At 71.0% G+C, this 23,282-nt stretch carries 20 protein-coding genes; 10 read left to right on the top strand and 10 right to left on the bottom strand.

Annotated features, from left to right (window positions below; genetic code table 11):
- Positions 1-27: 27 nt before the first annotated feature.
- On the bottom strand, positions 28-1,326 hold the full coding sequence (locus tag CHC09_RS18420) for a jacalin-like lectin (protein ID WP_089294581.1): 1,299 nt from the start codon (positions 1,324-1,326) through the stop codon (positions 28-30).
- A gap of 81 nt (positions 1,327-1,407) precedes the next feature.
- On the opposite strand from CHC09_RS18420, the gene CHC09_RS18425 reads away from it, so the two are divergent.
- The 3 genes from CHC09_RS18425 to CHC09_RS18435 all read left to right on the top strand — a co-directional run bounded on the left by CHC09_RS18425 (position 1,408) and on the right by CHC09_RS18435 (position 4,041).
- Entirely contained in the window at positions 1,408-1,644 is a 237-nt protein-coding gene (locus CHC09_RS18425) for a hypothetical protein (protein WP_179277168.1), read from the top strand.
- Between the two features lie 80 nt (positions 1,645-1,724).
- Entirely contained in the window at positions 1,725-3,182 is a 1,458-nt protein-coding gene (locus CHC09_RS18430) for a phthalyl amidase (RefSeq protein WP_089294363.1), read from the top strand.
- A gap of 211 nt (positions 3,183-3,393) precedes the next feature.
- A complete protein-coding gene (locus CHC09_RS18435) occupies positions 3,394-4,041 on the top strand; it encodes a DUF6082 family protein (RefSeq protein ID WP_089294364.1) in 648 nt (215 codons plus the stop codon).
- Here CHC09_RS18435 and CHC09_RS18440 read toward each other — a convergent pair.
- The gene (locus tag CHC09_RS18440; RefSeq protein WP_089294365.1) at positions 4,016-4,969 is read right to left on the bottom strand and encodes a LysR family transcriptional regulator; all 954 of its coding nucleotides are present in this window, start codon (positions 4,967-4,969) and stop codon (positions 4,016-4,018) included. The two genes, CHC09_RS18435 and CHC09_RS18440, sit on opposite strands and share 26 nt — an antisense overlap.
- Positions 4,970-5,071: 102 nt before the next feature.
- Here CHC09_RS18440 and CHC09_RS18445 point away from each other — a divergent pair, with 102 nt between their 5' ends.
- Together CHC09_RS18445 and CHC09_RS18450 are read left to right on the top strand one after the other, a co-directional pair.
- Entirely contained in the window at positions 5,072-8,434 is a 3,363-nt protein-coding gene (locus CHC09_RS18445) for a proline dehydrogenase family protein (protein WP_089294366.1), read from the top strand.
- Positions 8,435-8,825: 391 nt separating this feature from the next.
- Positions 8,826-9,236: a hypothetical protein gene (locus CHC09_RS18450; protein ID WP_143232411.1), complete on the top strand. Its 411-nt coding sequence runs from the start codon at positions 8,826-8,828 to the stop codon at positions 9,234-9,236.
- A gap of 228 nt (positions 9,237-9,464) precedes the next feature.
- On the opposite strand, the gene CHC09_RS18455 is transcribed toward CHC09_RS18450, so the two are convergent.
- Positions 9,465-10,088: a maleylpyruvate isomerase N-terminal domain-containing protein gene (locus CHC09_RS18455; protein WP_089294368.1), complete on the bottom strand. Its 624-nt coding sequence runs from the start codon at positions 10,086-10,088 to the stop codon at positions 9,465-9,467.
- A 141-nt stretch (positions 10,089-10,229) separates the two neighbouring features.
- Entirely contained in the window at positions 10,230-10,685 is a 456-nt protein-coding gene (locus CHC09_RS18460) for a WapI family immunity protein (RefSeq protein WP_089294369.1), read from the bottom strand.
- A gap of 46 nt (positions 10,686-10,731) precedes the next feature.
- Here CHC09_RS18460 and CHC09_RS18465 point away from each other — a divergent pair, with 46 nt between their 5' ends.
- Both CHC09_RS18465 and CHC09_RS18470 read left to right on the top strand, forming a co-directional pair.
- Positions 10,732-11,328 carry an HAD family hydrolase gene (locus tag CHC09_RS18465; protein WP_089294370.1) on the top strand — a complete coding sequence of 199 codons (597 nt, stop codon included), beginning with the start codon at positions 10,732-10,734 and terminating at the stop codon, positions 11,326-11,328.
- A gap of 17 nt (positions 11,329-11,345) precedes the next feature.
- Positions 11,346-11,954: an RraA family protein gene (locus CHC09_RS18470; protein WP_203833171.1), complete on the top strand. Its 609-nt coding sequence runs from the start codon at positions 11,346-11,348 to the stop codon at positions 11,952-11,954.
- Here the strand turns inward: CHC09_RS18470 and CHC09_RS18475 are convergent, their stop codons facing one another.
- Positions 11,955-12,935, bottom strand: a complete 981-nt coding sequence (locus tag CHC09_RS18475; RefSeq protein ID WP_089294372.1) for a DUF2804 domain-containing protein — start codon at positions 12,933-12,935, stop codon at positions 11,955-11,957.
- Positions 12,936-14,291: 1,356 nt separating this feature from the next.
- Here CHC09_RS18475 and CHC09_RS18480 point away from each other — a divergent pair.
- Both CHC09_RS18480 and CHC09_RS18485 read left to right on the top strand, forming a co-directional pair.
- Entirely contained in the window at positions 14,292-15,116 is an 825-nt protein-coding gene (locus CHC09_RS18480) for an aldo/keto reductase (RefSeq protein ID WP_089294373.1), read from the top strand.
- Between the two features lie 187 nt (positions 15,117-15,303).
- Positions 15,304-15,579: a YggT family protein gene (locus CHC09_RS18485; RefSeq protein WP_089294374.1), complete on the top strand. Its 276-nt coding sequence runs from the start codon at positions 15,304-15,306 to the stop codon at positions 15,577-15,579.
- Between the two features lie 82 nt (positions 15,580-15,661).
- On the opposite strand, the gene CHC09_RS18490 is transcribed toward CHC09_RS18485, so the two are convergent.
- Positions 15,662-16,318 carry a hypothetical protein gene (locus CHC09_RS18490; RefSeq protein WP_089294375.1) on the bottom strand — a complete coding sequence of 219 codons (657 nt, stop codon included), beginning with the start codon at positions 16,316-16,318 and terminating at the stop codon, positions 15,662-15,664.
- A gap of 122 nt (positions 16,319-16,440) precedes the next feature.
- On the bottom strand, positions 16,441-17,418 hold the full coding sequence (locus CHC09_RS18495) for an acetylxylan esterase (protein ID WP_089294376.1): 978 nt from the start codon (positions 17,416-17,418) through the stop codon (positions 16,441-16,443).
- 59 nt (positions 17,419-17,477) lie between these two features.
- On the opposite strand from CHC09_RS18495, the gene recD2 reads away from it, so the two are divergent.
- The gene (gene recD2 / locus CHC09_RS18500) at positions 17,478-19,664 is read left to right on the top strand and encodes an SF1B family DNA helicase RecD2 (RefSeq protein ID WP_089294582.1); all 2,187 of its coding nucleotides are present in this window, start codon (positions 17,478-17,480) and stop codon (positions 19,662-19,664) included.
- On the opposite strand, the gene CHC09_RS18505 is transcribed toward recD2, so the two are convergent.
- The 3 genes from CHC09_RS18505 to CHC09_RS18515 are packed head-to-tail and all read right to left on the bottom strand — an operon-like array spanning position 19,657 to position 23,229.
- Entirely contained in the window at positions 19,657-20,928 is a 1,272-nt protein-coding gene (locus CHC09_RS18505; RefSeq protein ID WP_089294377.1) for a YibE/F family protein, read from the bottom strand. The genes recD2 and CHC09_RS18505 overlap by 8 nt on opposite strands.
- A 29-nt stretch (positions 20,929-20,957) precedes the next feature.
- Positions 20,958-21,614, bottom strand: coding sequence for an acetoacetate decarboxylase family protein (locus CHC09_RS18510; protein WP_089294378.1), 657 nt, complete (start codon positions 21,612-21,614; stop codon positions 20,958-20,960).
- Positions 21,615-21,660: 46 nt separating this feature from the next.
- Entirely contained in the window at positions 21,661-23,229 is a 1,569-nt protein-coding gene (locus CHC09_RS18515; RefSeq protein ID WP_089294379.1) for a methyl-accepting chemotaxis protein, read from the bottom strand.
- Positions 23,230-23,282: the final 53 nt, after the last annotated feature.

The raw sequence follows: 23,282 nt of genomic DNA on the forward strand, positions 1-23,282 counted from the left end.
GCCCGCCGAGCGGCGCGAGCGTACGGATCAGTACCGGGTGTAGATGAACCCCAGCTTGTCGGCTTCGGCTCCCGCGCGCCCGTGCAGGCCGCTGATCTGCCAACCGGAGGGAGCCGTGCGGGTCACACAGTCCGATGTGGTCGTCCCGCCGGACAGGGTGTTGCCCAGGTTGGTGGTGAATCTGGTGTAGAAGATCCGGGTGTGCGAGTTGTAGACCCCACGGCACAGATAGGCACTGGTCACATATTCGCCGCTGCCCAGGGTCAGCGACTTCGCCGTCCCGCCGGTGCCTCCGTGGGCCTGCCCGCCGACGGTCACCTGGTCGACCCGTGAGCCGGCGCGCAGCCCGATCGTCCGTACCCGGGCGTCGAACCTCTCGATGTCGTTGAAGTAGTCGCCGTGCGGGCCGCCGAACTGCTCACTGAACTGGTACGCCGTGTCGGTCGTCCAGGAGAGCCCCACGCTGATCGGGTCGTGGTCGGAGAGCATCAGCCCGGCGCCGGTGAGGAACGACGCGTGCTCGTTGTGGTACGCCGTCGCCCGCAGGCCGACAAACCGGCTGCCCCGGTACAGGATCTTGTCGACCACCTCGCAGGTGTCCTCGGCGCACAGCAGCGGGTCGGAGCCCTTGGCCGGGGCGACGCCGCCGCGCTCCAGTTCGACCCAGGCGTCGGTGAGGCCGTTGGCCGCGACGAACTCGGCGATGGTGTCGCCGGTGCGCGTGTACCGGGTGTTGGTGTCGCCCATGACGACGACCGCGTTGCCGTTCGAGTGGGTGCCGATGAACGAGGTGAGCTGGCTCAGGTTGTCGGCCCGTGACGCCAGGTCGCCGTCGTTGGTGCCGGCGTTGGTGTGCAGGTTGTAGAGGTCCACATAGACGCCCTCGGCCAGCCGGACCCGCGCGAAGGTGAAGCCCTTGGGGGTCAGGCAGTCCCCCGAGTCGTACTGGCAGGAGTTCCAGCGGACCCGCTCGAAGTCGTCGGTGTCGTAGGCGTACCCGGAAAGGGTGTTGAGGCCGGAGCCGATACCCGCGCCGCCGCTGGTGGGGGTGCGGTAGGCGTGCGTGTCGGCCGCGTACAGGTAGGCGTGGTAGTTGAAGTCCTCCTGCGCGTTGATCACGTCGTAGCCGCCGATCCGCTGACCGATCGCGGTCGTGGCGGACTTCCGGTCGGTCTCGGCGCTGGACAGGATGTCGGGGAGTCCGGCGATGTTGTAGGTGAGCAGTTCGAGGGTGCCGCTCGAGGCGGCGGCGGGGGTCGCGGGGACGGCGACGGTGAGGGCGGCCGTCAGGGCCGCGATCGCGATGACGGGGATGCGAGTCTTCATCACGACCGGGACGCTAGGGCCGAAACCGCCCGGACGGAACGTGCGCTACTGGCAAGTAGCACAATGTTCACGTTCACATCGTTGCGTGTTGACCACGCCTTCGTAACCCGTGCCGACGCCGGCACCGCCACGCTCGGCCCCGGCGTCACCCTGGCCGTCACGGTCACCCCGGGGCGGCGGTACGACGCTCCGATCCCGGTGCTCCGGGCCGGTCGCCTGCGGGGCCGGTTCGCCGAGGTCGTTGTGACCACGCCGGGCTTCAGGGCCGATCCGGTAACCTACGGCGACACCATCGCGGTCCGGCTGCGCACCGTGTGACGCCACGCTGTCCACCCCGGAGGCGCCGTCCTTGACAAACGTCGATGCCCGGCCATTTCATTTGTCCGGGAGGTAACACGATGACCATGCGCCGGAAGTGCCTCGCCGCCGTCGCCGTCGCGCTGGGCCTGGTCACCGCGCTGAACGCGCCGGCCTCCGCGGCGCCGGCCGCCTGCGCCGCGCCCGCGCCCAGCACGACCCACCCCGGATACCTGGTCCTCGACCCGGCCTGCGACGTCTCCGGCGCGCCGTTCACCCCGCTCACCGACTCCTCCGGCAAGGCCGTCTCCCGCGTCTACACCGGAGTCAAGGACGGCGCCGGGTACCGCGTTGAGGTGCCGCTGCGCTGGAACGGGAAGCTGGTCATCTTCGCGCACGGCTACCGCGGCACCGGCAACGTGGTCTACGCCGACAATCCGGATCTGCGCGCGCACTACATCGACAGCGGATTCGCCTGGGCCTCCTCCAGCTACGCCACCAACGGGTACGACGTGGGCCAGGGCGTCCGCGACTCGTACGCGCTGATCGACACGTTCCGGCAGGTCACCGGCCGGCGAGCCCGCTCGGTGGTGATGAGCGGGAAGTCGATGGGCGGCCACGTCACCGCGGTGGCGATCGAGCGCTTCCCGCACGCGTTCGACGCGGCCATGCCGTACTGCGGCGTGCTCGGCGACACCAAGCTCTACGACTACTTCCTGGGTGCCGGCGTGACCGCGGCGGCCCTGACCCGGGTGAAGATCGACTTCCCGCTGGCGCCGGCCGCGGACTACCCGGTCCAGTGGCGCGCGCAGGCCGCCCAGATCACGGCCGCGCTCGGCGTGAAAGCGGGCAGCGCGCCCGTGCTCACCCAGGCAGGCAGAGCCTGGTCGCGGGTGGTCGAGCGCCTCAGCGGCGGCCCCCGGCCCGGCTTCGACTCGGCGTTCGCGTACTGGAACGCGGTGCCGTCCCTGACCCCCTACAACGACCTGCCGTTCCTGTTCGGCCTCTACCCGGGCCTCTCCGGCGGCACCGGCGGGATCGCGCCCGGCAACGTCACCGACAACCAGTACGCCTACTACCGGATGGCCGACGGGCCCCTGCCCACCGTGGGCGAGCTGCGGCTGAACGCCGAGGTGCTACGGGTGCGGCACACCGCGACCGCCGACCCGGGCCTGGCCGGCATCCCGCGCGTCGAGGGCCGCCCGTCCGTGCCGGTCCTCTCCCTGCACGACCTCGGCGACCTGTTCGTGCCGTTCTCGATGGAGCAGGAGTACGCCCGGCGTGCCCTCGCCAACGGCCGCGCCGGCCTGTTCGTCTCCCGCGCCGTCCGCGGCGTCGGCCACTGCGACTTCACCCAGGCCGAGCTGACCCGGGGCTTCGACGACCTGATCCGCTGGGTCGACACCGGCCGTCGCCCGGCCGGCGACGCCATTCTGGACCGCCGCACCGTCGCGTCCGACTTCTTCGGCTGCCTTTTCACCGACGGCTCCCACCCCACGTTCGTCAGCCTGGCCTGCCCCGCCAAGAGCACGTTCCCGCCCGTGCCGCCCCGCTTGTGAGCCGCTTTCAAAAACGTATTCCGATCAGATACCTGCATATCTGAAATAGGTCCGATCGCCACCTGGCAGATCGCCGCGACGCAATTTTGTCGCGGAGTGAATGAATGTCCGCGGCCTCCCGTTCACCGGGCACACTTGCGACATAGGTGCCGAGGGGGTTGAGATGACCACTGGGGACTCCGCGAGATCGAGAGAAGACACCGTTCGCCGGGTGCTGTTCACGGTCGGCGCGCTCGTCGTCGCCGCCGCGATGGCAGCCACCATTTTCGCGCCGCTGATCCTGAGCCGGTTCCACCCCACCGGCGAGGACCGTCTCGGGTCCGGTGGCCTCGGCCAGACGTACGGCGTGGTCGCGGCGGTCGCGTCGACCCTGGCGCTGGGCGGGGTGCTGATCGGGCTCGCGATGCAGTACCGGCAGTACACCGACGCGCGCCTGCAGAAGCTGGAGGACTCGACCGAGGAACTCGTCCGGCTGGCCCTGACGGATCCGTTCTACCGGCAGTGCTGGGGCGGGTGGTCGGCACCCGACGGATTGGACGAGCGGCTCTTCCTCTACTGCACGAGGGTGCTGAAAACGTGGCGGAGGGCCTGGGTGATGAACGAGCTCACCGAGGATCAGATCCGCTCGCGCCTCGCGGTCTTCTTCGACAGCGAGATTCCGCGACTGTTCTGGAGATCGCACGGCGACCTGGATCTGCAGACCAGTTCCTCGAATCGACACGAACGTTTCCGCGTCATGGTCAACGAGGAATATCTACGGGCGGAGAAGGCCGGACCGCCGTCCCGGCGGCACGACTCCCGGGGCCGCCGGACGCCGATCACCGAGATGAACATCAACGGGCACCGGGCCACCCCGTGACCGGGCCCGGCGGTCCCTCGTGACCGCCGCTGGGCGCGTCCTTCACCGTCTGCTCCAGTAGCCGGCGGAAGGCGCGGGCCGCCGGTGACTCGGCGCCCGCGAGCCGCTGGGCGGTGAAGATGGTCCGGCGCGGGCTGCCCTGCAGGGTCAGCAGGCGACAGGAGGTGGGCCGGCCCGCCCACACCAGGTCGGGGATCAGGGCGACGGCGTTACCGGTCTCGACCAGCCGCATGTGCGCCTGCAGGTCGGCGGTCTCGTAGCGGACGTCCGGCTCGAAACCCGCCTGACGGCAGAGCTGCTCGGCGAAGTGGCGGGACGCGGCCCCGCGCGGCTCCATCACCCAGGGCATCCGGTGGGCCGAGTCCAGCGAGTCGACCGGGTGCAGCGACTCGGACTCCGCGGGCAGGGCGAGGCGGATCGCGTCGGTCGTGAGATCGCGCCGGTCCAGGCCGGGATGGTGCGGAGCGGCGTGAGCCGGGTATTGCTCAGCGATGACCATGTCGAAGTCGCGCGCCCAGGTCTCCCGCAGGGCCTCTTCCGGCTCACGCTGGACCATCTCCACCCGTACGTCGGGAAATCGAGCGGCCGTGACGCGCAGCGCGGCCGGCATGAAGGCCAGTGCCGCGGATTGGAAGACCGCGACCCGGACCGTGCCGGTGACCCGGGTCGCCGCCGCCTGCAGCCGCGCCTCGGCGCGCTCCAGGGTGTCCAGCACCTCGCCGACCGACGCCACCAGGACCTCGGCCTGCGGGGTCAGCTGGACCCGGCGGCCGGCCTTGCGCAGCAGCACTGTGCCGGTCTCCTTCTCCAGCTGGCTGAGCTGCTGGCTGACCGCGGACGGGGTGAAGTTGAGCGCCTCGGCGACGGCGGCCAGGGTGCCGCGGATGGCCAGCTCGCGGAGCAGGATCAGGCGGCGGATCTCCAGCATGCCGTCACGTTAGCTGAACTGAAGAGTACCGGTCATAAAGCATCGCTTTTCCTAACCGGATCACGGCTGCACACTGGCGCCCATACTGGAAGGAGTATCCCGATGTCTGAGATCGCTGACGAGACGATCGCTCTGGTGCGTCGCTGGCTACGCGAGGCGTCGACCGTCCCGGTCGGCGGCTCCGCGGCGCAGCTGGCCGGTCTGCTGCGCGACCCGAAGGGCCTGGCGTTCGCGGTCGGCTTCGTGGACGGCGTGGTCCGGCCCGAAGACCGGCAGGTCAGCGCCCGCGCCCTGCACGCCCTGGCCGGCGACGTGCCGGCATTCCTTCCCGCGCACCTGCGCGCCGCGGTCAAGCTCGGTGGCGCGCTCGCCCCGATCATGCCGGGCGTGGTCGTTCCGGTGGCCCGGCGCGCGCTGCGGCAGATGGTCGGCCACCTGATCGTCGACGCGACCGACGCCCGTCTGGGCCGCGCGATCAAGAAGATCCGGAAGCGCGGGGTACGGCTCAACGTCAACCTGCTCGGCGAGGCCGTCCTCGGCCGCGGGGAGGCGTCCCGGCGGCTCGGCGACACCGAGCGGCTGCTGGCCCGCGCCGACGTCGACTACGTGTCGATCAAGGTGTCGTCGACCGTCGCCCCGCACAACCCGTGGGCGTTCGACGAGGCCGTGGACGACATCACGGAGAAGCTCCTGCCCCTGTTCACGCTCGCCGCCCAGACCGGCAAGTTCGTGAACCTGGACATGGAGGAGTACAAGGACCTCGACCTGACGATCGCGGTCTTCACCCGCCTGCTGGACCGGCCCGACCTGCTGGGCCTTTCGGCCGGCATCGTGCTGCAGGCCTACCTGCCGGACGCGCTCAGCGCGATGATGCGGCTGCAGGTCTGGTCCGCGTCGCGGCGCGAACGTGGCGGCGCCGGCATCAAGGTGCGCCTGGTCAAGGGCGCGAACCTGCCGATGGAGCGGGTCGAGTCGGCGCTGCACGGCTGGCCGGTGGCGACCTGCGACAGCAAGCAGGCCACCGACACCAACTACAAGCGGGTGCTGGACTACGCGCTGCACCCGGACCGGATCCGCAACGTGCGGCTCGGCGTGGCCGGGCACAACCTCTTCGACGTCGCGTACGCGTGGGCCCTCGCCGGGCAGCGTGAGGTCCGCGACGGCATCGAGTTCGAGATGCTGCTCGGCATGGCCGAAGGCCAGGCCGAGGCGGTCCGGCGCGAGGTCGGCGGGCTGCTGCTCTACACGCCCGTGGTCCGGCCGGAGCAGTTCGACGTGGCGATCGCCTACCTGATCCGCCGCCTCGAGGAGGGCGCCAGCTCGGACAACTTCATGTCCGCGGTGTTCGAGCTGCACCAGAACGAAGAACTGTTCGAGCGGGAGAAGGAACGGTTCCTCGCCTCCCTGCGCGACCTCGACGACTCCGTCCCGGCGGCCAACCGGGTGGCCGACCGGCACGCCGCCGTCCCCGCCTCCGTGCCCGGGCGCTTCGAGAACACCCCGGACACCGACCCGGCCGTCGCCGTCAACCGGGACCGGATCCGGGCGATCCTGGCCCGGGTGCCCTCCTCGCAGCTCGGGCTCCCGATCGAGAAGATCGACGACGCGGACACCCTGAACTCGATCCTGGAGAAGGCCGCCGCCGCGAACTGGGGCGGCGCCGACCGCCGCGCGGTGCTGCACAAGGTCGGCGAGGCCCTCGAGGCGAACCGGGACGTCCTGCTCGAGGTGATGGCCGCCGAGGCCGGCAAGACCGTCGACCAGGCCGACCCGGAGGTCTCCGAGGCGATCGACTTCGCGCACTACTACGCGGAGCTCTCGGCCCGGACCCCGGACGGCGCCACCCCGGTTCCGGCCCGGGTCACCCTGGTCACGCCGCCGTGGAACTTCCCGGTGGCGATCCCCGCCGGCTCGATGCTGGCCGCCCTCGCCGCCGGCTCCGCCGTGGTGATCAAGCCGGCCGGGCCGGCCGAGCGCTGCGGCATGGTGCTCGCCGGGATCGTCCGAGACGCGCTCGCCGCCGCCGGCGCCGACCCCGGCCTGGTCACGCCGTTGCAGGTGGACGAGGAGACGCTGGGCGAGCAGCTGATCGCCCACCCGCTGGTGGACCGGGTGATCCTGACCGGTGCGTACGAGACCGCGGAGCTCTTCCGGTCGTTCCGGCCGGACCTTCCGCTGCTCGCCGAGACCAGCGGCAAGAACGCGATCATCGTGACCCCGAGCGCCGACCTCGACCTCGCGGTCAAGGACGTGGTCAACTCCGCGTTCGGGCACGCCGGCCAGAAGTGCTCGGCCGCGTCCCTGGTGATCCTGGTCGGATCGGTGGCCCGCTCGCAGCGGTTCCGCACCCAACTGCTCGACGCCGTCTCGTCCCTCGAGGTCGGATGGCCGTCGGAGATCCGGACGCAGGTCGGTCCGCTGGTCGAGCCCGCCGCCGGCAAGCTGCTCGACGGGCTGACCACGCTCGGCGCCGGGGAGACCTGGCTGCTCAAGCCGGAAAAGCTCGACGAGTCCGGCAAGCTGTGGAGCCCGGGAATCCGGGACGGGGTGCGGCGCGGATCCGCGTACCACCGGACCGAGTACTTCGGACCGATCCTCGGCATCATGACGGCGGACACCCTGGACGAGGCGATCGACCTGGTCGACGAGGTCGACTTCGGACTGACCTCCGGGTTGCACTCGCTCGACGCGGGCGAGGTGCGCACCTGGCTGGACCGGGTGCGGGCCGGCAACCTCTACGTCAACCGGGGCATCACCGGCGCGATCGTCCAGCGGCAGCCGTTCGGCGGCTGGAAGCGCTCCGCGGTCGGCCCCGGCACCAAGGCCGGCGGACCCAACTACCTGGTCGGGCTCAGCGGTTGGGCGCCGGCTCCGGCCTCGGTCCAGGCCGACCTCCAGAGCCCGGCGGTACGGACCCTGCTCGCCGACGCCGCCGGTTCGGTCACCGAGGAGCAGCTCGCCTCGATCACCCGCGCGGCCGGCAGCGACGCGGCCGCCTGGGCGGACTCGTTCGGGCGCGCCGAGGACGTGTCGGCGCTCGGCGTCGAGCGCAACGTCCTGCGCTACCTGCCCACGCCGGTGACCGTGCGGCTGTCCGCGGGCGCACCGGTCGCGGACCTGGTCCGGATCCTCGCCGCGGGCCTGCTCGCCGGCGCCCCGCTCCGGGTCTCCGCGGCCGAGGACCTGCCCGAGGCGGTCGCGGCGCACTGCCCCGAGCTGGTCGTGGAGTCCGACGCCGACTTCGCCGCCGGACTGGACGACACCGAACGGGTGCGACTGATCGGCGGCTCGGGGCCGGAGCTGGCCACGGCCACCTACGGCCGTCCCGACCTGGCGATCTGGGCCGGTCCGGTGGTCGAGGCCGGCCGGGTCGAGCTGCTGCCGTTCCTGCGCGAACAGGCCATCAGCATCACCGCCCACCGCTTCGGCAACCCTCTCCCCATGGCCGCCGAGGTACTGAATTGATCAGGGTGACAGGCGCATGTTGAGCTAGCTTGGCTCCGCTTCGCTCCGCGGCAAAACGCCTGGTGACCGGTGCGGAGCAGGGCTAGCTTGGCTCCGCTTCGCTCCGCGGCAAAACGCCTGGCCTCCGCACCGGCGGCGTTTTGCGGGGTGTGAAGTCCCTGATCGTGGGGTTTGTTGACGGGCGGGCGCCGAATTCCGGGTGTTCTGGAAGTCGGCGATTTGCCGTTTTGGGCCTCGTGTTCGCGATTCGGTGTCTGGCTTTGACGAGGAATCTGGCCGTTCGGGGGAGGTCGTTATCGGTCGAACGATCGACGGGTTCGGGAACTCGAATTGATGGCTGAAGAGTCGTGATCGGCTTGGGGTGTCAACAGTTCTTCGGGAGGAGAGAACCTTGAACGTCATGACACGCACGCTGATGGTGGGCATCGGGCTCGTTGCCGGGGGCACGGTCGGAGTGGGGCCGGCGCTCGCTTCTTCGAGCGGCCCGGTCACGACGGAGACCGTCAGCGCCCCAGCGCCTTGGCCTGACGCGGATGTGGACGTGGATCGGAACTATGGATCGCCGCGCCGCGACACGGACGTGGACATCGACCGGGACTACGGATACGGCCACGGCGATATCGACGTGGACAGGGACCGGAACTACGGGTCGCCCCGTCGCGACACGGACGTGGACATCGACCGGGACTACGGATACGGCCACGGCGACATCGACGTGGACAGGGACCGGAACTACGGGTCGCCCCGCCGGGACGCGGACGTGGACATCGATCGGGACAGGCCCTACGGACCTCCGTGGTGACGGGCTGAGTTAGCTTGGCTTCGCTTCGCTTCGCGGCAAAACGCCTGGTAACCGGTGCGGAGGCAGGGCTGGCTTGGCTTCGCTTCGCGGCAAAACGCCTGGTGACCGGTGCGGAGGCAGCTGATTTCCCGCCGCTGCAAAAAACGCAGTGGCGGGAAATCAGTTGCCTCCGCACCGGCGGCGTTTTGCGGGGTGTGAAGTCGATGGTTGTGGGGTTTGTTGGCGGGTTTAGATCATTGAGAAGTTTGGGGGGAGTGGGGAGCGGCCGGTCAGGGCGCGTAGGAGGGGGATGCCGGCGCCGATCGCGAGGGTGGTGCGGGAGGCGAGGGTGAGCGACTCGGCGATCGTCTCCAAGGGGAGGTCGAGCGGGAGGTCGAGCGCGGCGGCGGTGTCCAGGCCGTGTACGACCAGCTCGAACGTGCGGGTGGGGATCCAGTCGCGGACGCGCATCCCGCCGACCGGTGTGGTTACCACGTCGTCGTCGTTGACCCGGGACAGCGCTTCGGTGGCGCGTCCGATCAGTGCGCTGACGTGGTCGGACGGCCGGTCGCCGAGAAGTTTCCCGCCGGCACGGGCGTCGTCGGCGGAGGCGGCGGTCGCGGCGGCGAGCAGCTCCGCCGGGGCCTCGCGGGCGAAGGCGAAGTATCCCTCCGCGGTCTCCACGTCGACCTGCGGAGAGCGGGTCCCGAGCACGTCGGGGACCTGGCGCAGCGCGGAGCTCACCGTGTGCCCGAGCAGTTCCCGCAACGTCCACTCGCCGAGGGCGGGGACGTCGAGGTGGTCGGGCGGGAGGGTGGCGACGAGTCCGGCGTACGCGATCGCGGCGGACCGGAAGGTGCGACGGAAATCCATCACACCAATCTGCCAGATCCACTCACCGCGCAAAGATCACCAATCTGCCGCGGACACCCAGCACGGGAAGATCACCAACCCGCTGCCGACGCCCGTCGCAGGAGGATCACCGACCTGCCGTGGCCACCCACCGCGAAAGCGTCACCAGGCGGCCAGGTCCGAACGCGGCGGGAAGGCGCCGATCTCGGCGCTCCAGTCGCCGGCCGCGCGGGCCAGCGCGTCCTCGCTGACCTCCAGCTGGATCCGGTGCACCCGATTCAGGCCCGTCCCGGGCAGCCACGGCGGCAGGCTCTCGTGCGAGAACGCCACCTCGAGCAGGTGCTCGCCGGGTTCGGCGGGCAGCTGCCGGAACGCGACGTTCGGCTCGATGAACGCCAGCTCGTCGGAATCGTCGCGGCCGTGCAGCCAGTCGGCCAGCTCGATCGTCTCGGCCACGGTCAGGCACGGGCTCTCCGACTGCCAGGTGTGCCCATCCAGGCCGGCCGCGGCGACCGACACCACCAGCCAGTCCTCGGTCGGGTCGCCGGGCGCCGCCTCGAACTCGTAGCGCAGCGGCCGCATCCGCAGCCAGCCACCGGTCTCGGAAGCGATCTCCATGACAACATTCTTCCGGTCCGACAAGATCACTGGGTAACGTTCGCCCGTGCTCCTACCCCTTCCTCCCGGTGACTTCCAGGCTTATCTCTTCGACTGCGACGGCACCATCACCGACTCCATGCCCCTGCACTACCGGGCCTGGCTCGACGCCCTGGCCGAGTGGGACTGCCACTTCCCGGAGGAGCTGTTCTACGCGTGGGGCGGCCGCCCGGTCGTCGACATCGTGGCCGAGCTGAACCTGCGGCAGGGACTGAACATGCCGGTGGCCACGGTTGCCGAGCGGCAGGAGACGCTGTTCCGGGCCGGGCTGGGCACGATGCGGGCGGTGCCCGGGGTGCTCGCGCACATCCGGGAGGCGCACGGGCGCCTGCCGTTCGCGGTGGTCTCCGGCAGCACCCGGGAGAGCGTGATCGACTCGCTGACCGCGCTCGACCTGCTTGCGCACTTCCCGGTGCTGGTCTGCGCCGGGGACTACGCCGAGCCGAAACCGGCCCCGGAGGCGTACCTGACCGGCGCCCGGCTGCTCGGCGTCGACCCGTCGAAGTGCCTGGTCTTCGAGGACACCGAGCTCGGCGTGCAGGCCGCGCGGGCGGCCGGGATGGCGTACGTCCGGGTGCCCCCGCCCTGGGAACGCCTTAAGTGAGGTTAAGGTCGATGACCATGAGCGCAGACTTCCGGCAGATCCCCCCGACCACGCTCGCTGACGTGCTCGGCCGCGACCAGGTGATGGACATCGGGATCCGGCCGCTCTGGACGCCGGTCCCCCGCGTCGCCGGGCCGGCGTTCACGGTCCGCTGCGAGCCCGGCGACAACCTGATGCTGCACGCCGCGATCTACCGCGCGGAGCCCGGGTCGGTGATCGTCGTCGAGTCCGGCGACCTCGACTACGCGCTGGCCGGCGGCAACGTCTGCGCGGTCGCCCACCGGCGCGGGGTCGCGGCGTTCGTCCTGGACGGTCTGATCCGTGACCTGGGCGAGGTGCGCGACCTCGGCTTCCCGGTCTTCGCCCGCGGCGTCATCCCGATCCCGGGCACGAAGGACAAGCTCGGCACGCACGGGGAGCCGGTCCGCTGCGGCGGGATCACGGTACGACCGGGCGACGTGGTCGTGGCCGACGAGGAGGGCGTGGTCGTCGTCCCCGCCGACCGGCATGACCAGGTCCTGGCGGCCGCGCGGGCGAAGCTGGCCAAGGAGGCCGCCGAGTCGCTCGACGACTGGGAGGCGGCCCACCGCGCCCGCATCGGGAAGGCCCTCGGCCAGCCGGTGTGATCACCAGCGGTTGCGCGCCTCCTCGGCCCAGCCGGTCAGGCCGTCAAGGTCGATCATGCGGCCGTCGGAGGCGCGGGCCCAGCCGGAGAAGCGGCCGAAGCACTGGTGGGTCTCGCCGGCCAGGACGCCGAGACTCGTCCGGGACACGCGCTCGTGGAACGGCTCGAAGGTCACGTCGACGCCCTGGCCGGTGACGCGCCACGGTTTGAGCCAGTCCGTGCGGTCGTACTCCCAGCGCAGGTCGGCGCCGATCTTGTGGAGCCGGCCATCCTCGAAGAGCGCGTTCTCGGTGTTGCCGGTGCCGTCGGTCCACTTCCCGCCGAGCTGGATCGCCCGGTCCTGGTCCGCGCCCGCCGCCCAGTTCCAGGTCACCGAGTACGGCCAGCGGCCCCGCCCGTGGTCCAGGGTCGCGTGTGAGCCCCGCTCCGGAACGAGGTGCTCGACGCCGCCGACCACGAGGCGGCCGTGGACCGGGCGGCCGACGTCCTTCACCGTGTACTGGAACTTCTTCCTGCTCCAGGCGACCACGACACCGAGCGAGTCACGGTCCTCGACCGCCGGCATGGTCAGGTCGACTTCCACGTCGCGAGCTTGCGCCCGTACCGACGTACCGTCGAAATTCTGCTCGATCTCGATGGTGAGGCCGCCACCGGAGGCCGCCACCCGCCCGGATCCGCTGCGGTCCGGAAGGACCGCCCCGCGGGCGAGCGGGACGGTCGCGTCCACCGCGATCTCCTTGCCGCTGACCCGGTCGAGCAGGTAGAGGCCGTGCACGCCGACGTAGTCCAGCGACGAGGCGACCACGCCGATGATGTGTGCGGGGGTGACGACGCCCCAGTACTCCCAGCGCTTGTTGCGACCCCAGCCGCGCAGGTTCGCCCGGTGCAGCGGCTTGCGACTCCAGCCGACGGCGGCCGGGTTGAGCCGACCGCTGGGCAGGCAGAGGTCGATCGGCTCGGTGATTTGGATCTCGTGCGTCACGGCCGCAGGTTACCGCCGCGTCAACCTGCGGTCTCGCCCAGGGATAGTCAGATATCCAGCTGTCCGGATCCTGCCGCGCGGCCGCATCCGGAATCGATTTCGGATATTGGAACACCTTCCGGAACCGGGGCGATACAGCGGCGAAACCCGACCATCCCGCATCAGATCCCACCTATGGCCACCGGCACGCCGATCCGGGTCGTCGCCGCTGAGAAGGTGGTTTCGGGCTCGTTACCATCCGCCCGGAAGCCTTGCCAACCATGCACACTCATCAATAATGGGCGCCATGAGAAGACCCGACCCGGGAGGCCGAAACACCGATTCCGACCCTGCGGCCGAGCCCCGCCCACCAGATTTCCGCAGGCAGGTGGTGCCATGAGCGAGCTTGCGAGCGATTCGGTCAGCTCAGCAGGTGGCCCACGTCGACGCCGCCGCGAGGCGGAGGTGACGACATGAGCGAGCCGACGAGCCGATCGGGCAGCTCAGGTCGACGCCGCCGCGAGGCGGAGGTGACGACATGAGCCCGGTGACCCACCCAGCAGCCGGACCAAGATCATCCGGCATACGCCGAACCCCGCTCCCGGCCCCCGCCTCCCGCGGCGGCGGGACCCACCCTCGAGGCCGGAAGACCATGCGGACGCCCGGCGCCGCGAAATTCCGACCAAAAACCCTTTTCCGGTACGACCTACCGGTCCCGCCGAGCAACCACGCGCTGCCCCGGGCCGAGATCCACGCCGCGCACCCCAGCCCCGCGGCCTCCGCCCACCAGGCCCCCGTCACCCCGGCCGCCGCGGCGACAACCGCCCCGTCCAGGGAAGACCCGACTCCGGCCGCCGCGCGGGAAACCCCCGCAGCCGTCACCGCCCTGGAGTCCCCCGCCTGCGCCCCGGCCCCCGAGTTTCCCACAGACGCCCCGGCCCCGAGGTTGCCCGCGCACGCCCCGGCCCCCAAGCTCCCCGCCGCCGCCCGGGCGACGAGCCTCGCCGGCACCACCCGGTACCCGAGCCGCGCCACATTGCCTCCCCCGGCCGCGCTCGCCGGTCTCGCCCGCCCACCACCCGGGCAGCACGTTCCCGGCCGGCGCCCCGGCAGCACGTTCTCAGCCGGCACCCGGCAGCACGTTCTCAGCCGGCACCCGGCAGCACGTTCTCAGCCGGCACCCGGCAGCACGTTCTCAGCCGGCACCCGGCAGCACATTTTCAGCCGGCACCCCCGGCAGCGCGTTCCCGGGCCGGCGCCCGGGGAGTGCGTTGCCGGGCCGGTGGCGGCTGCGAGCAGGATCGGCTTTGGTTGGCGAGGCTACTTTCGCGGGTAAAGGCTGGACTACCACCGACTTTCCCAGGGGGAGTGTTTCCCATGCCCGAGGTGCCCACGATCGAGCTCAACAACGGGATAGCCATGCCGCAGGTCGGCTTCGGCGTGTTCCAGGTCCCGGAGGCCGACACCGCGCAGGTGGTCGCCACCGCCCTGGACGCCGGGTACCGCAGCATCGACACCGCCGCCATCTACGGCAACGAGGCCGGCGTCGGTGCCGCCCTCAAGGCCTCCGGGATCCCACGCGACGAGCTGTTCATCACGACCAAGGTCTGGAACAGCGACCAGGGTTACGACACGACACTGCACGCCTTCGAAGCCAGCCTGGCCCGGCTCGGTCTGGACCAGCTCGATCTCTACCTGATCCACTGGCCGACCCCGAAGCACGCGAAGTACCTGGACACCTGGCGGGCGCTGGAGAAGATCTACGCGGACGGCCGGGTCCGGGCCATCGGCGTCTCCAACTTCCTGCCGTCCCACCTGCGCGCGATCGCGGACCTCGGCGGGACGATCCCCGCGGTGAACCAGATCGAGGTGCATCCGGCCTGCCAGCAGCGCGAAGCCCAGGAGGCGAACGCCTCGCTCGGCGTCGTCACCGAGGCGTGGAGTCCGCTCGCCCAGGCCGGCGTACTCACCGACCCGGCGGTGACCTCGATCGCCGGGACCTACGGCCGGACCGCGGCCCAGGTCGTGCTGCGCTGGCATCTCCAACGCGGCCGCGTGGCGATCCCGAAGTCGGTGACCCCGTCCCGGATCCGGGAGAACCTGGACCTCTTCGATTTCGAACTGACCGCCGATCAGCTCAACGCCATCGACGCCCTGGAGTGCGACGGCCGCATGGGCCCCCACCCCGACTTCTTCAACTGATCAACCACCACGCCCGCCCACCGATCAGCCGGCCCGGCCCGCCACCATCGGAGCGGATCGATCAGGGGCGCCACCTGCGGCGATGGGGAGGTTGCGGAACGTAGGCCAGGTCACAGCCAGTCTTCAGCAGTTTCCCAACCGGAGGCGTCACAGTTGGGGGGCACATCCCCATACCTGGAGGTAAGTGATGGGTCTCCTCAGCATCGTCAGCTGGGCTCTGCTGATCGTGCAGTTCCTGCTGATCGCCCGGGCGGTGCTGGACTGGAGCGTGGTGCTGGCCGGCCCGGCGACGCCCGGCTCGGTCCGCTCACGGGTCTACGGCGGCGTCTTCGCCGTCACCGAGCCGATCCTGGCCCCGGTCCGCCGGCTGATCCCCCCGCTGCGCGCCGGCGGCATGTCCATCGACCTCTCCTTCATCGTCGTCTTCCTCGCCGTCGTCATCCTCCGGAGCCTGATCGCCTGAGCAGACCGACGAAAGGCCGCGCACCCCTCTCTTGAGGTGCGCGGCCTTTCGTGACGGATCGGAGAAGTGGGACCGGGACGGGTCAGAGCAGTGAGGTGACCGAGTCCGCGCTGTTGCTGTCGAGCGGCGTGGTCACCTCGCAGAAGCGCCATTTCTTGTCGGTGGCCCGGAACAGATCGACCCGGACCGTGGCGGCTTTGAGCTCCGGCAGGTACGAGATCACCTGCGTCTCCTGACCCACGGTGCGCATCGTCAACGCCTCGGCCGGCCGGCTCACCTGGAAGAAGAGGGTCGCCTGGTCCCCGAACGGCACCGTGCCCCCCGAAGGCGACGGCGACGCCCACCGCAACCCGGTCACGGTCGGGGCGGTGGTCGTCACGTAAGCCCCCTGGGCCACCAGCGACCGGGTCTCCCGGATCAGGTCGTTGCTCGCCGCGCACCCGGGCATGGCGATCTCGGAGACCCGCTCCGGGTCGGGGTTGGCGATCAGCCACTGGCCGTACTTGATCAGCGATGCGACCACGACCGGAAGGTTCGTCCCGGTGTTGGAAAGGCTCGGCGCGGAGGTGTTCGGCACCGCCGGGGTCTGCACGAAGGTGCTGACCGGGCCGGGTGTGACGGTCGACTCGGGGGACACCGTGGTGGTGGCTGTCGAGGCGAGCACGCCACATCCGGCCAGGGCAGAGCCCGCGGCGAGCACGGCGGTCAGCCGCAGGGCGCGGCGATGGGTCGGCTGCATGGTGGGCTCCTGAGATACAACGGTTCGCGAAGAGTCCCGTCGGTACCGCGAGCCCGGGGTTGAGGAATCGGCGCCCCGCTAACCGGACCGCACCCGTCCTGGCCCACCACCCGGTGGCGAGGTCAGAGCCGCAGCACGGAGGCGGCGAACTCCAGCGCCTTGACGTCGAAGAACGACCTGCCGCCGTCGTGCCCGTCCCACTCGTAGACCTCGATCTCCTTCGGGCCGGTGAGCTCGTTGTACGCGGCGAAGACCCCGGACGGCGGGCAGACCGTGTCCATCAGCGCGGTGGAGAACAGGGCCGGCGCGACGATCCGCCGGGCGAGGTGCACCACGTCGAAGTGGTCCAGCGTCGCGAACGTCCGCGCGGCCTTCTCCGGGTTGGCCCGCAGGAACTGGACGATCTCCTGGAACGGGAAGCTGTCGGAGATGGTGACCGCGCGCCGGATGTCGCAGAGGAACGGTACCCCGGCGACGACCGCGGCGACCCGGTCCGGCAGCAGGCCGGCGGCCGCGATCGACAGCGCGCCGCCCTGGCTCTTGCCGGTGGTGACCAGCTTGGACGTGTCGACTCCGGGCAGCTCGGCGGCGGTCTCGACGGCCCGGGCGGCGTCGGTGAACAGCCGGCGGTAGTAGTGCGTCTCCGGGGAGCGGGCGCCCCGGGTCAGGAATCCGGGCGCGGACGGGCCGGCGCCGTCGAGGTCCCGGTCGGGGGTGTCGCCGCCGCGCCAGTTGCCGCCCTGGCCGCGGGTGTCCATCACCAGGTGCGCGTAGCCCGCCGCGTTCCAGATCAGCCAGTCGATCGGCAGGCCGCGGCCACCGCCGTACCCGATGAACTCGATCGCGAGAGGGAGCGGGCCGGGGGCGCCGGCCGGGACGTTGAGCCAGGCCTTGACCGGCTGGCCGGCGAAGCCGGAGAAGGTCACGTCGTAGGTGGTGATCCCGCGCAGCGGGGTCGGCACCTCGGCGAGTTCGACGGGCTTCGCCGCGGCGCGCGCCTCGTCGAGGGTGCGTTCCCAGAAACCGTCGAAGCCCTCCGGGGCGGGTGCCGTGGAGCGGTACGTGCGCAACTCGGGAAGCGTGAGATCAAAAAGCGCCATGGTCGCCACGGTAGGGGCTGTTCTTTGCGGAAACCACAACACCGTGCACGATGGTCGCCATGCCCGCCGCGCAACAGACCTCCCGGCCGGCTCCGCACGTGCTGGAAGCCGTGCTGGAGCGGCTGACCTATGTGAACGAGGAGACCGGCTACACGGTCGCCCGGGTCGCCACCGGGCGGGGTGACGACCTGCTCACCGTGGTCGGCGCGCTGCTCGGCGCGCAGCCCGGGGAGAGCCTGCGGCTGTCCGGCTGGTGGGGTTCGCACCCGCAGTACGGCCGCCAGTTCGAGGTGGTGTCCTACACCACAGTCCTGCCGGCGACCGTGCAGGGCATCCGCCGGTACCTCGGGTCCGGCTTGGTCAAGGGCATCGGGCCGGTCTTCGCCGAGCGGATCGTGGACCACTTCGGCCTGGACACCCTGGAGATCATCGAGGGGTCGCCGGAGCGGTTGATCGAGGTCACCGGCCTGGGCCCGAAACGCACCGCGAAGATCACCGCGGCCTGGGCCGAGCAGAAGGCGATCAAGGAGGTGATGCTCTTCCTCCAGGGGGTCGGCGTCTCCACCTCGATCGCGGTGCGGATCTACAAGAAGTACGGCGACGCGTCCATCTCGGTGGTCCGGAACAGCCCGTACAAGCTGGCCGCGGACGTCTGGGGCATCGGCTTCAAGACCGCGGACACGATCGCGCAGGCGGTCGGCATCCCGCACGACAGCCCCGAGCGGGTGAAGGCCGGCCTCCAGTACACGCTGTCGCAGGCGACCGACAACGGTCACTGCTTCCTGCCGGCGGCCGAGCTGATGGAGGACGCCGCGAAGATCCTCGAGGTCCCGGCCGGGCTCATCCCATCCTGTCTGGACGAGCTGGTCGAGGAGGAGGGCGTGGTCCGCGAGGAGGAGAACGTCTACCTCGTGCCGTTCCATCGCGCCGAGGTGTCGCTCGCCTCCACACTCGTCCGGCTCTTGCGGGACAGGTCGGACCGGATGCCGCACTTCGCCGATGTGGACTGGCCCAAGGCCCTCGACTGGCTGCACAAACGCACCGGCTCCACCCTCGCCCCCGAGCAGGAGGCGGCGGTCAGGCTCGCCCTCACCGAGAAGGTCGCGGTCCTGACCGGCGGACCGGGCTGCGGAAAGAGCTTCACCGTCCGCTCGATCGTCGAGCTCGCCGCCGCCAAGCGCGCCAAGATCCAGCTGGTCGCGCCGACCGGCCGGGCCGCGAAACGGCTGGCCGAGCTGACCGGCCACCCCGCCGCCACCGTCCACCGGCTGCTCAAGCTACAACCGGGCGGCGACGCGACGTACGACCGTGACAACCCGCTCGACGCCGACCTGGTGGTCGTCGACGAGTCCTCGATGCTGGACCTGATCCTGGCGAACAAGCTGGTCAAGGCGATCCCGCCGGGCGCGCACCTGCTCCTGGTCGGCGACGTCGACCAGCTGCCCTCGGTCGGTGCCGGCGAGGTGCTGCGCGACCTGCTCGCCGCCGACGTGATCCCCCGGGTCCGGCTCACCCAGATCTTCCGCCAGGCCGCGGAGAGCGGCGTGGTCACCAACGCGCACCGGATCAACCAGGGCCGGCCGCCGCTGCTGGACGGGATGCGCGACTTCTTCCTGTTCCCGTGCGACGACACCGAGGCGACCGCGGGCCTGACCGTGGACGTCGCGTGCGCCCGGATCCCCCGCAAGTTCGGCCTGGACCCGCGCCGCGACGTGCAGATCCTCACCCCGATGCACCGCGGCCCGGCCGGCGCGGGCGCCCTCAACACGCTGCTGCAACAGCAGCTCACCCCGGGCCGCGAGGGCCTGCCGGAGCGGCGGATGGGCGGGCGGGTGTTCCGGGTCGGCGACAAGGTCACCCAGATCCGGAACAACTACGACAAGGGCGCGGCGGGGGTCTTCAACGGCACGGTCGGCGTCGTGACCGGGCTTTCGCCCGAGGAGCAGACCCTGACGGTCCGTACGGACGAGGACGAGGTGATCGAGTACGACTTCGACGAGCTGGACGAGCTGGCCCACGCGTACGCGATCACGATCCACCGCTCGCAGGGCTCGGAGTACCCGGCCGTGGTGATCCCGCTGACCACCAGCGCCTGGATGATGCTCCAGCGGAACCTGCTCTACACCGCGATCACCCGCGCCAAGAAACTGGTCGTCCTGGTCGGCTCCCGCAAGGCCCTGGCCGCCGCGGTCCGCACGGTCAGCGCGGGCCGCCGGCACACCGCCCTGACCGAGCGCCTCAGCTGACCTCCTGGTCCTCGAAGACGGCCCACCGGCTCTCGACGGGCGGCCGCCGGTCGGCGAGCTCGTCGACCTGACCGCCCACCGGGTTGCGCCCGGGCTCCTCGTCGCGCGCGCCGCCGAGCGACCGGTGCGCGAAGAACGCGGCCAGAGCGGTGGTGATCGGCACCGCGGCGATCAGGCCGATCGTGCCGACCGCGCTGCGGACCAGCTCCTGCGCGATCAGCTGGCCGGTGAGCAGCTCGCCGACCGGGGTGCCGCCGGTCGCGAAGAGCAGCATCAGCGGCAGGGAGGCGCCCGCGTACGCCAGCACGATCGTGTTGATCACCGAGGCGATGTGCGCCCGGCCGATCCGGGTGGCGGCACCGTAGAGGCGGCGGAAGCCGTACGCCGGGTTCGCCAGGGCCAGCTCGGTGACCGTGGCCGACTGGGTGACCGTCACGTCGTCGAGCACGCCGAGCGACCCGATCACGATGCTGGCCAGCAGCAGGCCCTGCATGTTGACGTCGCCCTGGGTGATGGAGAGGAAGTTCGAGGTGTCGTCGGCGACGCCGGTCAGGTGCACCACGACGACGCTGATCTCGGCCAGCACGGTGGTGATGACCAGGCTGGCCAGGGTGCCCGCCACCGCGATCGTCGTGGTGATGTTCAGGCCGTGCGTCAGGTACAGCACGCTCAGCATGATCGCGGCGGAGCCGACCACCGCGACAAGCGTCGGCGACCGGCCGTCCAGGATCGCCGGGACGATGAAGAAGAGCAGCACACCGAAGGTGACCGCGAGACCGGCCAGGGCGGTCAGCCCCCGCCAGCGGCCGAAGGCGATCACCGCCAGCGCGAACGCCGCGCCGAGCACCCACAGCTCCCGGGTCCGCTGGTGGTCGGCGATCGAGTAGGCGAAGCCGCCGTCCCCGGTCTCCAGGGCCAGCAGGACCACCCGGTCGCCGGTCTCGATCTCCGGGGAGCCCGGCCCGTACGGCAGCTCGGCACCGGCCGTCGTCCCGTCGCTCAGCCGCACCGTGGCGGTGCCACAGCCGACCGGCTGCTCGTCACCGGCCGGGGCCGGCGGGCACTCCTGGCGGGTGACCGACTGGACGACGCCGTTCACCTGCGCCGGGCCGGCCGCCTCGGTGGCCCGTGGGGTGTCCCGCGGCCAGAGCAGCAGCATCCCCAGCGCGGTCACCAGGACCGCGGGGACGAGCAGGAGCAGCGTGAGGCGGCGAGCCTTGGGGAGTGGGCCGCCGCCGTGCGCGTGGCTGTGGGGTTCGGGCATACCGCACTCTATCGGGCGGTCGGCGGGCCTCAGCGGGGGCGGGCGGCGGCCCGATCCTGCGCGGTACGCCCGAAGACCAGCCAGAAGTCGGTGATCGCGAGGGTCAGCACCGGACGCCGGCCCGCCAGGTAGGCGAGCGGGCCGGCAGGGTCGGGGCGCCACGCCGCGTTGGCCGTACGCAGACCGGCACGGCCTCGCACCGGGGTCCGCTTGACCTGACCGCCCAACGCCTGCGCCACGGTGAAGCCGAGCGGGAAGCGGCCCGGAACCCGCCGTTTCAACCTGACGAGGGCGGACCCGATCGGGGCGCCGCCGGGCGCCCCGGCGGTCGCGTCCACCAGCTCGTCGTCCGCGTCGAGGGTGAACTCGGCCAGCTCCTTCGGGATGCCCCAGAGCCGGCGGCCGCCCTCACGGGAGGCCACGCTGTCCACCCAGATGTCGGTGATGCTGACCCGGGGCCGCCCGCGCTCGTGCACCAGCACCGCGCTGAGCAGTTCCCGGTAGTGCAGCACGCCCCCGGGCTGGTAATCGACCCAGGCCGCGCCGACAGCGGCCCGGCCACCGAACGACAACGGCCGCACCGCCGCACCCAGGACTTCGGGAAGCGGCGGCACGGCGGAGGCCGGGATCAGGAAGACCGACAGATACATCTGTCCGCGCAGGTGCCAGGGTTCAGGCGGGTACATGCCCTACACAGTGGCATCGATGTGGCACCGGCGGAAGCGCCTTGCCTCAGTAACGGAAGCGGGAGACCACGCTCTGCAGCTGACCCGAGGTCGCGGTCAGCTCGTCGGCCGCCCGCCGGGTGTCACCGACCGTGGCGGTGGTGCGCCGGGTCGCCTCGGAGACGCCGGTGATGGTCGCCGCGATGTCACCGGCGCCGCCGGCCGCCTCGACCAGGGTCCGGTTCATCTCCTGGGTGGTCGCGGTCTGCTCCTCGACCGCCGACGAGATCGTCATCTGCAGGCCGTTGATCCGCTCGATGATCGCGCTGATCTCCTCGATCGCGCTGACCGCGCCGCTGGTGTCGGCCTGGATCGACTGCACCCGCTGGGAGATGTCCTCGGTCGCCTTGGCGGTCTCCTGGGCCAGGTCCTTGACCTCGCCGGCCACCACCGCGAAGCCCTTGCCCAGCTCACCGGCGCGGGCCGCCTCGATGGTCGCGTTCAGCGCGAGCAGGTTCGTCTGCTCCGCGATGCTGGTGATCACCTTGACCACGGTGGCGATCTCCGCGGACGACTCGCCGAGCCGGCCCACGATCTCGTTGGTCGCCGCGGCCGCCCGCACCGCCTCGCCCATGACCTGCGTCGCCTCCGCGGTCGAGGCGCTGATGTCGCGGATCGCCGAGCCCATCTCCTGGGCGCCGGCCGTCACGTACTGAAGGTTGTTGGAGACCGTCTCGGCGGCGGAGGAGACCGTGCCGGCCTGCGAGGAGGCCTCGTTGGCCGCCGCGTCGACCGCGGTGGAGACCGAGGTCAGCTGGCCGGCCGCGTGCTGCAGGGTGGTCGCGCTGGCGGCCAGTTGCACCACGTCCTCACGCAGCCGGGCGATGCCCTTGTCCAGCGCGGCGGCCATCTGGCCGACCTCGTCCTGCCCGGTCACGCCGGAGGTACGGGTCAGGTCGCCCTCCGCGAGGCCCTCGGCCAGCCGGGAGACGCCACGGACGCTGTTTCGCACCAGGCCGGCCACCCGGAGGCCGATCAGCACGCTGAGCAGCACGCCGGCGGCGAGCACCGCGGCGATGGTCCAGGCCGCCCGGTTCGCCGCCGAGTTCGCGTCGTTGATCTTCTGCTCGGCGATCGTGGCCACCTGCGTCTGCAGGGCGCTGGCGTCCGCGGTGAGTTCGTCGTGCAGTGCCCGGTACTTGGTGAGGAACTGGACCAGCTCCGCCGGGGTGGTCACGTTCTTGTCCCCGGCCATGTGCTTGAGCAGGGCCGCCCAGTCCGCCTGCGCCTTCTCCACCATCGCGTTCCCGGGCAACGCGTTGTTCAGGCTCGCCAGCGCGGCCTCGGCGGCATCCTTGTTCTCCTTCCAGACCACACCGATCTGCTGGGCCTGAAGGGGGTACAGCTTCATGGCCGTGGTGTTGCCGACGAACGCCTCGAGGCTCTTGCTGAAACTGGTGACGTCCGACCCGATCGCGTTCGACTGGCGCAGCGTGTCCGCCGCGTCCCCGTTCAGGTCGCGCACCGTGGTGATCGCCAACCCACCCACGATCATGCCGGCGACCGTCGCGGTCAGGACCGCCGCGCCGATCTTCGTCCGCAGGGAACGATTGTCGAAAGCCCCGATCAAGCCCATCGCCGTACCTTTCCTCGACAGTGTCTGCCACTCGTTGATCGGCACGGTCCGCC

The organism is Actinoplanes regularis (genome assembly GCF_900188005.1).
Classification (GTDB): domain Bacteria; phylum Actinomycetota; class Actinomycetes; order Mycobacteriales; family Micromonosporaceae; genus Actinoplanes; species Actinoplanes regularis.